Annotated in this window: 10 protein-coding genes; 5 read left to right on the plus strand and 5 right to left on the minus strand. The window is 35.7% G+C overall.

Annotated features, from left to right (window positions below):
* Positions 1-13: 13 nt before the first annotated feature.
* Positions 14-2965, plus strand: coding sequence for an amino acid adenylation domain-containing protein (locus MKY07_RS09215; protein ID WP_339264533.1), 2952 nt, complete (start codon positions 14-16; stop codon positions 2963-2965).
* A 180-nt stretch (positions 2966-3145) separates the two neighbouring features.
* Positions 3146-3649, plus strand: coding sequence for a 4'-phosphopantetheinyl transferase superfamily protein (locus MKY07_RS09220; RefSeq protein ID WP_339264534.1), 504 nt, complete (start codon positions 3146-3148; stop codon positions 3647-3649).
* Positions 3650-3753: 104 nt separating this feature from the next.
* Here MKY07_RS09220 and MKY07_RS09225 read toward each other — a convergent pair whose 3' ends face one another.
* The 4 genes from MKY07_RS09225 to MKY07_RS09240 form a co-directional block, all read right to left on the minus strand.
* Positions 3754-5298, minus strand: coding sequence for a sodium/solute symporter (locus MKY07_RS09225; protein ID WP_014823875.1), 1545 nt, complete (start codon positions 5296-5298; stop codon positions 3754-3756).
* A complete protein-coding gene (locus tag MKY07_RS09230) occupies positions 5295-5621 on the minus strand; it encodes a DUF485 domain-containing protein (RefSeq protein WP_339264535.1) in 327 nt (108 codons plus the stop codon). Before MKY07_RS09230 ends, MKY07_RS09225 begins: the two co-directional genes overlap by 4 nt.
* Before the next feature lie 492 nt (positions 5622-6113).
* Positions 6114-7664, minus strand: coding sequence for a cation acetate symporter (locus tag MKY07_RS09235; RefSeq protein WP_014823874.1), 1551 nt, complete (start codon positions 7662-7664; stop codon positions 6114-6116).
* A 2-nt stretch (positions 7665-7666) separates the two neighbouring features.
* Positions 7667-8005: a DUF485 domain-containing protein gene (locus MKY07_RS09240; protein WP_008408769.1), complete on the minus strand. Its 339-nt coding sequence runs from the start codon at positions 8003-8005 to the stop codon at positions 7667-7669.
* Between the two features lie 544 nt (positions 8006-8549).
* Here MKY07_RS09240 and MKY07_RS09245 point away from each other — a divergent pair.
* Complete coding sequence (locus MKY07_RS09245) at positions 8550-9089, plus strand: GNAT family N-acetyltransferase (protein WP_339264536.1); 540 nt, start codon at positions 8550-8552, stop codon at positions 9087-9089.
* An 18-nt stretch (positions 9090-9107) separates the two neighbouring features.
* A complete protein-coding gene (locus MKY07_RS09250) occupies positions 9108-10625 on the plus strand; it encodes a transglutaminase domain-containing protein (RefSeq protein ID WP_339264538.1) in 1518 nt (505 codons plus the stop codon).
* 424 nt (positions 10626-11049) lie between these two features.
* On the opposite strand, the gene MKY07_RS09255 is transcribed toward MKY07_RS09250, so the two are convergent.
* Positions 11050-11271: a stage II sporulation protein P gene (locus MKY07_RS09255; protein ID WP_339264540.1), complete on the minus strand. Its 222-nt coding sequence runs from the start codon at positions 11269-11271 to the stop codon at positions 11050-11052.
* A gap of 303 nt (positions 11272-11574) precedes the next feature.
* Here MKY07_RS09255 and MKY07_RS09260 point away from each other — a divergent pair, with 303 nt between their 5' ends.
* Complete coding sequence (locus MKY07_RS09260) at positions 11575-12174, plus strand: hypothetical protein (protein WP_339264542.1); 600 nt, start codon at positions 11575-11577, stop codon at positions 12172-12174.
* The last annotated feature ends 248 nt before the right edge of the window (positions 12175-12422 follow it).

The following is a 12422-nucleotide window of genomic DNA, read 5'->3' on the forward strand; positions in this document are numbered from 1 at the left end:
AGAGAAAAACATAATGAATACCATTTTAAAAGAGTTTAAGAGTGTAGTTGCGCGTTTCAGCGATTCAGCAGCTATTAAAGAAGGACAAAAAACAATTACATATAAAGAACTAAACGAAGAATCAAATAAAATTGCAAACCATTTAAAAGAAAATGGTTTGCAGAAAGGGGAATTTGTCAGCATTTACTTGAAGCGCAGTATGGAAACAGTCATCTCAATCTTAGGGATTATTAAAGCGGGCGGTGTGTATGTACCACTTGATCCTACACATCCGGTAGAGCGTAACAAGTACATTATTAACGATACAAAATCATCGAACATTATCACAAGTGAAAATCTCTTAAATAGCATCCAAGGGATGGTAACAGAAAATACGAATTTCTTGTTAATGGAGAACCTTAAAAATTTAGCACACGTAAATATCGAGTTCACAGATGATGATATTGACGATTTAGCATACGTTATTTATACTTCCGGAACGACGGGCAACCCGAAAGGAACTTTAATCCGTCAGCGCGGCGTAATTAATTTAATGGACTACATGTTAAAAGAATGGTCGATAACAAATGAAGATATTATTATGCAGTTTGCTACATACAGCTTCGATGCTTCCATTTTAGATACGTTTGCCTCTTTATATAGCGGTGCCACATTATACTTGATTGACGACGCGGAGCGTATGTCAGAAGAAGGTTTTTTATCAGTAATCCAACGTGAGAACATTTCTATTATCCCGGCGATTCCAACCGTATTCTTTAATCGCATTGTAAACTATGTGAACGAGCGAAATTTAGACATTTTCAAAGGTGTAAAAATCGTAGGTGTTGCAGGTGAATTATTAACAGGTGATTTAGCTCGAAAGTTCAAGTCAAGCATCGGGGAACAAATTCGTTTCTTTAATTTATATGGACCAACAGAAACTACAGCGATCGTAACGTGTTATGAAGTGCCAAACAACTTGTCTGAGGCTGTATTTAGTGTGCCGATTGGTGATGATTTACCGGGTACAAAACTTTATGTAGTCAATGAAGAAGGAAAAGTCTGTGAAACAGATGAAGTAGGAGAACTTTGGATTGCATCGGAAGGGATTTCTTTAGGTTATTTAAATAACAAGGAAAAAACAGAAGAGGCATTTATTAAAAATCCTTTTGACGAGAATATTTATGGCGGAATGCTGTATAAATCAGGCGATTTAGTAAAACGCCTGGCTGACGGTAATATTGAATTTGTTTCTCGAAAAGATACGCAAGTCAAAATTCGCGGCCATCGTATTGAAATCGCTGAAATTGAAACACGGATGAATGAAATTGACGGAATTAATGATGCAGTAGTCGTCGTTGAAGTTATAGACGGCGAAAAAACATTAAAAGGGTTCTTCACATCGGATGAAGAGTTATCGTTCAATTCTATTGTTGAAAATTTAAAAGTAACTTTACCAAGCTATATGATTCCATCGAAACTTAAACAAATCAAGGATATTCCTTTTGCGCCTACTGGTAAAGCAGACCGTAAAAAGTTAGAGCAGCTTGAAGCAGACCCAGTCGTATTGCTTAAAACAGGTGAGATTGTAGAACCGCGAAATGAGATTGAAGCAGATATTTTAGCTGCATGGAAAGCCGTTTTGGAATTAGAAAACATCGGTGTAACGGACGATTTATTTGATATTGGTGGTCACTCATTAAAAATTATTGCAATTTTATCAAAATTAAAAGCAAAATATAGCACAATTTCTATTAAAGATTTCTTCGATTTAAAAACAGTTGAAAATTTAGCGGCTAAGGTGCAAGCCGATGCGATGTTAGGTGCTCGTGAGTTTAAAAAGGAATTTACACAGCTTACTGAATATCCGAAAATGGCTGTTACTGAAAGATTACCTGAAGTTGAAACAGTGCTTGTAACGGGAGCTACCGGCTTCCTTGGCAGTCACATTGCCGACAAGCTTGTACAGGAAGGAAAAAGAGTGATTTTGCTTGTACGTGGAGAAGATGCAGTTAAGCGTGTAAGCGATACAGTGAAATATTTCTTCAACAAAGAGGTTTCTTCTAATATCCTTGTATTAAAAGGTGATTTAACTGAAAAGTATTTAGGATTAAAAGAAGAAGAATTTAAGGACTTAGCAACACGCATTGATGCTATTATTCATAGTGCGGCGGATGTACGTCACTTTGGGGATCGAGAGCATTTCGAAAAGATCAATGTACAAGGTACGCAAAATATCTTTGAATTAGTAAATGTAAACCCAGCAATCGTATTCCACCATATTTCGACTGTTGGTGTTGTTGAAGATTTACTGGCAGAAGGAAAATGGGGTTTATTAGAAGGGACTACTGAAATGCCAGAAGGTTTATCCGTAGAAAGTGTGTACACGGATACTAAGATGATTGCGGAAAAGTGGATATTAGATAAGGCTAAAGAAAACAAACAAGTATTTGTTTACCGTATGGGGAATTTAGTAGGTCGTTATAGTGATGGAAAATTCCAAAGCAATATTGACGCAAATGCCTTTTACCGTATGTTAAAACTAATGATTCTAGGCAAGAAGGCTCCGAAAGTATTATGGAAAGTGGATTTCACACCAATTGACTTTGCAAGCGAAGTAGTTGTAAATTCCGTACTTAAAACAGATAATTCTCAGCGAGTGTATCATGTAAGCCATCCAAACCCAATTACCTTTGAAGAATTGATCGCCGTTTTAAATGAATTAGACTTCGATATTACAATGATTGAACAAGAAGATTACAACGTCTATATTCTAAGTGACGAAATGAGCGAGGAAGTTAAAAACTTAGCGGTTGCTCAACTTGACGGTGACGGTGCAAACGATTCAAACGCTGTCTATGACAGCAATAACACGATGCAGGTACTCGAGGTTACAAACATTCCTGTATTGAATAAAGAGTACATCGGTAAATTAATCAACCATGCTATTGCAGTCGGATTTATTAAAGAAACAGTTATGGCTTAAATGTAGGCGTGGGGGCTATCAACTGCTTATAACTAAATGATTGGAGCACCGATTTTTATGTCTTTTCTAACATGAAATCGGTGCTTTTTTTACTAAAATAGAGAACATTTCTTTTATGTGTTTATATACACTATATTGTAGGGGCCATTGCCTACTTTTTTATTGGAGTGAAGCGAGTCCTTGAATATTTATATTATTGAAGATTGGAAAAATAACGTGAATACTGATGAGCCTAAAGGTAATTGGGCATCAAACCTTATTGAGAGTACATTTAATATTCGAATTCGAAAAGATGAAAGGGGCAAGCCTTATATAATCGGTGAAGAAAAATTTATCAATTGGAGCCATACAGAACGGTTTTTAGTAATTGCAATCAGTACAATCGGGAATATTGGGATCGATGCGGAACATTTGTTAATCCCTTATGAGGAATCATTATACGGTTGGATTTTACATGAACAGGAAAAAACCAAATTAAACGCGGGCATTCTGTTTTCAGAGATTTGGACGAGGAAAGAAGCGATTTTAAAATATACAGGCGAGGGCATTCATGAAAATATGTGTGAATTAAATAGCTATGCTCTTGATTACAATATTTCTTCATTTACATATAACAACCTTTCGATAAGCGTGTGTTATGAAGATTGTTCAGACGTTTTGAAATTATATACGAATGCTCAATAATCCTTAATTATTTGGAGTAAATAGTAGATATATAGAAATCAGCCTCTAACAGTGTTAGAGGCTGATTCGTTTATCCTCAACTCGTCAAAGTAAGGAAGGTTATTTTAGTGAGAAATGTCTTGTACAGAAATACCTGTTTGAGCTTTTACTTCAACTTCACGGTATTTCAGATCATTTCTTTCTTTAGAAATTAATGTACCGATAAATCCGCCTAAGAAGCCAAGAGGTACAGAAATTAATGCCGGGTTCGTTAACATAATTAACGGTTCACCAACAAAGATTGCTTTACCTTCCACCGGATTCCATACGTTTGGAGATACGGCAACTAAAATTAATGCAGAGATTAAACCTGTTAACATTGCTGTAACCGCACCTGATGTGTTGAAACGTTTCCAGTAGATTGTGTAGATAATTACCGGTAAGTTTGCTGATGCCGCAATACAGAATGCTAATGATACTAAGAATGCTACGTTTAATGTTTGAGCACCTAAAGCTAATAGAATCGAAACAATTGAGATAATAATTGAACCGATACGAGCTGCTTTAACCGCTTCTTTTTCAGTAACTTTACCTTTTTTAATAATTTGACCGTAAATGTCATGTGATAGGGCAGATGCACCTGAAAGCACTAAACCTGCTACTACCGCTAAGATTGTTGCGAATGCTACCGCACACACGAATGAGAATAGAATGTCGCCACCAAGCGCTTGTGCTAAAAGTGGGGCAGCCATGTTACCTGCCGGGTTCGCTGCTATGATTTCGTCTTTACCAACGAATGCTGCTGCACCGAAACCTAGGAAAATCGTTAATACATAGAATAAACCAACAATCCAAGTAGCCCAAATTACTGATGAACGAGCTGTTTGTGCGTCTTTTACTGTGAAGAAACGCATTAGGATGTGTGGAAGACCTGCTGTACCAAGTACTAACGCCATCAGCATTGAAATTGTATCAATACCATTTGTATAACGTAAACCTGGATTTAAGTAAGCTTCACCATGCTCAGTTACCGTAGTCATTTGAGTAAACATAGTAGCGATAGAGAAGTCGAATTTTGCTAATACTAAGAATGAAATAATAACAGTACCTAACATTAATAGACATGCTTTAATGATCTGTACCCAAGATGTTGCTGTCATACCTCCGAATAATACGTAAATTGTCATCATGACACCAACTAAAAGTACCGCCATCCAGTATTCAATACCTAACAGTAATTGAATAAGGGCACCTGCACCTACAAGCTGGGCAATCATGTAGAACAATACAATTGTAATCGTAGATAATGCTGCTGTACCACGAACTTTTGCTTTATCGAAACGAGCTGTAATCATGTCCGCTAATGTGAAACGGCCTAAGTTACGTAATGGCTCTGCTACGATATATAAAACTACTAAATAGGCTACAAGGTAACCGATCGAGAAGAAGAATCCATCGAAACCGAATAATGCAATCGAACCGGCGATACCTAAGAATGATGCTGCTGATAGATAGTCACCAGCAATCGCCAGACCATTTTGCCAGCCCGTTAAACCACCGCCAGCTGTATAGAAGTCTGATGCACTAGATGTACGTTTAGACGCCCACCAAGTAATGACTAAAGTTAAACCTACGATTGCTACGAAGAAGAATATCGCTGTAAAACTCATTTGCTTTTACCTCCTTCATATTCCGCAATAATTGCTCTCGCTTCTGCGTCATATTTATTAGCACGTGCTACATAGAAGTGAGCTAATCCCCAAGTCATTATGAATAAACCTGCAGAATAGAGCCAAACCCATGTAATGTCACCAATCGCTTTTTGATGTAAGATTTCTGTAAACGAAGTTAAGATTGGTAATAACATATAAAGTACTAAAAAAATTGCGGTAATCGTCCATAAAAATGAATTCTTTTTTCTTGCAAGTTGCCTGAAAGATTGCTGCGATGCAATTCTCTCATAATCAATAATCGGCTTTTGATTATTCCCCATAAACATTCCCCCATTTGTGATAATTATTACTGCTTAATGTACGTAAAATTCTGCTTTTAGGATTTTACATTTTCATTCTATTTTAGCTGTAACAAAATTGCAACACTTTTTAAATAAATTATGTGGAAAAATTTATTGCAAAAATAAGTTTAATAGAGAAAAAATAATACATTAAGGGGAGAATATTAAAAAGTTATATTTTGGATAATTGGTGAAAAGGTATATGTTATATGGGTTTAAAGGGGTCTAAACATTAAAGTATTACAAAAAATCAGAAATTTAAGTATAAGAAAATATTATTCAATTCTATAAGTAAAAGTAATATTTAAAAAATAATTTATTTTACAAAAATATGAATTCAGTATATTCAAAAAGTTATATTCATGAAAAAAATGGTATAAAAAAGCAAAAAACTGTCCGAAAATAGTAAATATTTTCGAGACAGTTTTCTATCATTCTAATCTATTCATCTAATTTACTTTCTTATAATAATTAATGAGAAACATCTTGTACAGAAATACCTGTATGTGCCTTGACGCGGATCTCTTTATAAACACGTTCTGACTCTGCACGTTCCACTTTATGTGCTGTTAATATAGAACCTAAATAACCTGCTAAGAAACTTAAAGGAATCGTAATAATGGCAGGTACTGCTAAGTTCACGAGCGGTTCGCCTACGAAAATCGCATTTCCTGTAGGACTCCAAATGTTAGGGCCTAGCGCACCTAATACAAGACAAGATACTAAACCGGTAACCATTGCTGCAACCGCGCCGTTTGCATTGAATTTCTTCCAATAGATCGTGTAAAGGATAACTGGTAAGTTCGCCGAAGCCCCGATACAAAATGCAAAGGATACAAGGAATGAAACGTTTAAACTTTGCGCAAATAATGCCAAAATGATAGAAACAATTGCAATGGAAATCGAACCAATTCTAGCTGCTAATACTTGTTGCTTTTCTGTTAATTTCCCGTCTTTAAGAATCTCACCGTAAATGTCATGCGAAATCGCTGATGCACCTGTTAATACTAACCCGGATACAACCGCTAATATAGTAGCAAACGCAACCGCACAAATAAATGATAATAAAATATTGCCGCCTAAAAACTCTGCCAACAACGGGGCAGCCGTGTTACCCGCAGCATTTTCTGCGATGATTTTATCAAACCCGACGAAGTGCATTGCACCAAAACCTAAGAAGATTGTCAACGAGAAGAAAATCGCTGTAATCCAAGTTGTCCATGAAATCGATGCACGCGCCGTTTTCGCATCTTTTACCGTAAAGAAGCGCATTAAAATATGTGGTAAACCTGATGTACCGAGCACTAATGCAAGCATCATCGAAACCGAATCGATTGTAGAGGTATACTTCATACCAGGTACTAAATACTCGTCACCGTAATTTGTGCTAACCGTATCAAACATTTTCACTAAACTAAAATCAAACTTCGAAAATACTAAAAACGCCAATAATGTTGTACCGAACAATAATAGACCTGCTTTAATAATCTGTACCCAGCTCGTTGCCGTCATTCCGCCGAACAGTACATACGTCGTCATCATGACCCCTACAATTAAAACAGCCATCCAATACTCAATACCGAATAAAAGCTTAATTAACGCGCCCGCACCAACCAATTGGGCTATCATATACAAAATTACGATAATGATCGTGCCTGTAGCAGCTACACCGCGAATCCGTTTTTCATTAAAACGCGCTGTCAGCATATCAGCCAAAGTATAGCGTCCTAAATTACGCATCGGTTCTGCTATTATATATAGTAGAACTAAATTTGCAACGACATATCCGACAGAAAAGAAGAAGCCGTCAAAGCCTGTTAATGCTATCGCTCCGGAAACCCCTAGAAATGCAGCTGCCGATAAGTAGTCACCGGCAATGGCAAACCCATTTTGCCAACCTTTTAAACCACCGCCAGCTGTATAGAAATCACTTGCTGAAGAAGTTCTCCTAGCCGCGATATATGTAACGATCAAGGTTAAACCGACGATACCAATAAAGAAACCTGCTGAAACAAGATTCATCGTTATGCACCTGCCTTTTCATATTCTTGTAAAACGGCAGCTGCAGCTTTATCAAATTTTGATGCCATTTTTACGTAGAGTGTACATAAAATAATGGTCATAATGAATAGGGCAAGCGAGTAAACCCATACCCACGTAATATTGCCGACAGCTTTCTGTTGTAACACAGAAGTGAATGCCAGGATCGGTAATAAGAGGTAAAATGTCAAAAATGTTATAGTTATTCCGAATAAAAATGTGTTTTTCTTCTTTACAAACTGATTAAATGTTTCCATGCGATCGATTTTATCATAGTTAATACCATCGCATTTCGCTGAGATTTTGTTATCTAATTGACTCAACGGAATTCCCCCTTATGAAAAATTATTCTGTTTTAAACGGCATATTACGCTTTGGACCCGTTAATAGTACTCATTGTAAGAGGGTGGAGAATATAATGCAATAACATTTTTTCTGAAAACTTGGAATGTTTAAAAAGGGAATGAAGTAGAATTATCAAGTTTTAAGGAGATAAAATAGAAGGAGTGGTGTTTTAAATTTACAGTAGATTATTATTCAAGAAAAAGAAAGTAAAGAAAAACATATTTTAGATAGAATTTAAATTACATGAAGCACAATATTATATTTCGCTACTAAAAATATTTGTAGTTTTCGCTTTTTTTAAGCAATCAAGCAAATTGTACTATAACACAAAAGTGATAGTAAAAATTTGATATACTTAACATGTAAAAATTTTTATTTAACCTATTGATTTTAATTTGTAGAATAAATCGATTGTAATTTACAAAAATTGAAAGTTAAATATTAATATTTTGACTATGTGTTAGAAAAAACCCGGGATATTATAAATAAAGAATCAAAAAAATATTAAAATGGAGGGACAGTATGTTGAATTTGAATTCGAAACGATTAACTTTTGAACGGTATTCAGATAAGGATCTTGCGCATGTTATTGAGCTTGTTTCGGACCCATTTATGATGAAATTTATTGGAAATGGACATACAAAAGATGAACAGTATGCAATTCGATTAATCGAACGGATGGTGGAACAGTACCGTAATTTTGATGATTATGGGTTACATAAATTAATCCATCGTCAAACGGGCGATTTTATCGGTCATGCAGGGCTTGTTGCACAAGTTATTGATGATACATTTGAAATTGAGCTTGGGTACTGGATTAAACGCGCTTACTGGGGACAAGGCTATGGATTTGAAGCAGCTCAGGCATTGGCAAAATACGCAGATGAAGAAATGTGGTTGCACCGTTATATTTCAGCAATACAAGTAGGTAATGAAGGATCTAAAAAGATTGCATTAAAAAACGGGATGCATTTGGAGAAAACCATAGAAATGGACGGGAAAATGGTTGAAATATATGTTAAGCTCAATTCATTTGAAGAAGATGAAACGGAAGCGTTATAAGAGGAGTATCGACACATTGTGAAAACGTATTTTGAAAGCTACGAACAGTATAAAAGGCAAGGGAATTCAATCAAAACAACGACCATTACAGCAAAACAGTTGCTGCCGGCGCTTATTGCCCATATGGAGCGTATGGACAGGCAATTTACGCTGCACATTAACGGCCAGCTGCCTATGCCAATCGATGAATTATTGAAGGAAGCTTTTGATCAGTGCCATCTAGAACAGCCATTTTATACCCAGCATTGTGAAAAGCGCAGCTACAAATATCGCCAATTAACGAAAAACCGGATTAAAGTGGAGTTTACGATGCGTTACCGTATGGCGCGGCAGGAAGAAAAATGGATAGTTGATGAAATTCAAACCATTTTAAAGAATCGAATACATCCAGACATGTCGGCGTTGCAAAAGGTCTTAATTGTCCATGATTATATTGCCAGAACGTATAGCTATGAACGTCATACAGAAGGTTCGCCGTTTGCTGTATATACGTTTATGAACGAAAAACACGGTGTTTGTATGGCATACGCGCTTTTGTTTGAAAAGATGATGGAAGTTTTGGAGATCCCTTGTTATTATGTGATTGGAAAAGCGGCGGGTGAGGGAACAGAGGGACATGCTTGGAATATGGTGCAAATTGATGGGCATTGGTATCATGTTGACGAGACTTGGGATGATATCGGTTCTATTCCAGGCAGAGAAGTTCGCTATCGCTATTTTTTAGTTGCGGACGAGAAAATGCGTCTTGATCATGAATGGAATGAAAATCATTATCCCATTTGTACGAGTACTAAATTTGAAGCATTTCATCGTTTATATGATGGCTGTGTCGTCAATACTAGTGTATATTATCCGCATCCTGGAAATGGTCATTTGTATGAAATGAACTTGGCGAATTATCCATTACAGGCTAAACAGAAACTTTCTGTTAACATTCAATTTTGTTTCTCTATAAATGGATTGTTATATTTCAGGAATGATTCTCATAATCGCTATTTGTATCAATTTGAAATTGCTGCTGAGGAATTGACGCAGTTAAGCGCGGAACCAGTTATACGAATCTATGAAACTGAAACGACATTGGAAGTCTTGTATGCTGATGAAACGACAAATAGTATTCAGAAGTTGTTTTCAACGGATACAGAAAGTGAAGATTCACTAAGAGTTGAAACGGATGAAAATCGCTTGGAAGTCCCGTTAAATACATTTGGGGACAGCTGGGTAGCATCAGTTGAACAACAAGCGGATTGTCAGCCAATGGGGTTTAAAAGCGCGGATGGAATCGAATTGATTGTAGAAGATCGTTCCAAACAATTAACAGTAGATATATATATTAATAGAGGTTTACATATACAAATAACAAGTAACCGAAAAAATGTGGAATTCGATCAGCCGGCACAATTGAAAATGCCAACTGCGTTAATACCAGGCTTAGAGCAGCAGTTAAGTAAACAAAACGCGTTGGAGTATTTTGCTGATGAAAATTTTATTTATATACAGCTGTTTAAAAGCGTAACGATCCAACTAAAAAAGTAAACAAAGTGACCATAATATATGAATCCGGTTATATTATGGTCATTTCATTAAAAAACGCATTTCGTCTCACTATTATAAGTATACTTTTGAAACGAGACTTAACTTCCTATAATATATATTATGACCGTGTCCCTATTTTATATACCTATAAATGGTTCACTCTAGACTTCCCTCGATCTTTGTACATGAACATGGACAAGACTTTCTTGTCTTTGTAATACCATTTGATTAAAAATTGGACGAAACTTTTAAAGTTTAATCAAAAATGCCTCACAAACTCGTAATGCGGTAAAAAAGAAGAATCCATTTTTAAAGAAAATTTGATCAAATTGGATTCTTCCCTTGCATCTATAAGTTTTCGTTTTATAAAAAAGTTTGATCACTTTCTAACTGTTTTGCACAACGATCATGCCCGATTATTGTTTTATGGCTCCTGTACAATTTCTTTTATAGCTTCAGCTAAAGCATCCGTAGCTCTAAAAGCCTCTTCCATTGTATTTTCAGTTCCACCAATATTTAATAATACAGACTGCTTTTGAATTTCTTGATTATATGTGTTCCTCGGATTTTCACCTTGCTCAATTACTCCTCTAGATATTCCTGGGTAAAGCTTTTCTAATTTTTGATGTAGATGGTTCGCAAACAAACCTGCCCGTTAGTATAAGTACATTTCATCTTAACATTAACATAAATATCCAAATTCATTTTAAATTTGATTCCTTCAAATGGACCTTTAATTAAATAATGCCCTTTTTCTATTCAAGAAAAGCGCCAGATTATTGAACAACTTGAATATAATTTCGGCCTCCTATGAATTACAGTGGTACTTTGACTAAAGTACCCTTCACTAGTAGCAGATTATATTTAAATGTAGCACTTGATAAAGGGATAAATTGTAAAACAAATGTTTCTTGGTTATATTAAATTTATTAAGGAAAGGAGTTTGTGCATGAAAACTAATATTTTATTCGGTTCTGCTATTGTAGTTATAATTATTTCCACACTCGGTGGAGTTTTTATATATTTAAACGATGAAGATGAATCAACTAATAAAAACCTTGTAGTAGCATTTGAACCACAAATTTATCATGCTGAAATCGGAGAATGGGTTTCAAAGATGAACGTATTACTTTCCAAACCGATGAACGACCCAAAATTGATAAAAGCGGGTAACGATGAAGGTTTCGAGTATTACTTGAAGTCACAAGTAGTCAATGATGAATCCCCTGTTCATTTAATTAGAGTATATGAAGAATTGAAAGAAGATTATATAAATTTGTTCCTTTTAACAAGTTATATATCTAATAAGCAATTTGCCCGCACGGTACATTTAGGCCCTAATGGGGAAGCAGTAGAATCAACAGATTTAGTTGAACAATGGGCACCTACAGATGAAAATACGCATAAAGCATTCGAGTACATGAAGCAAATTATGAATGATTTAGACGTTGCCATTAATCATAAGGGAAAAGGTGAAGTATATGGTGTAACGAATATATTGAATGGCGATAAGGCTTCAGAAGTCAAAGAGTTTGTAACCAGCAGTTGATAGCGAAGATGATAAAAGCTATTCGTCCCTTCAGACAGTAGAAATCTCGAAATTTCGATTTGCTGTCTTTTTTATTTGAATGCTAAGGGAGCTTACCAGTTCCATATTATTTGCATTGGAGTGGTTGGGACATTTTAATGTTTATTCCTAAAATGATTATACGTTTAATATAGAACATTTGGTGAGTTGGTTAGATCACTGATTTTACACAGAACAAAACCAACTGCTTTCAAACAAAGTCTGATCCA

Origin of the sequence: Solibacillus sp. FSL W7-1472 (assembly GCF_037969775.1) — a bacterium.
GTDB lineage: Bacteria > Bacillota > Bacilli > Bacillales_A > Planococcaceae > Solibacillus > Solibacillus silvestris.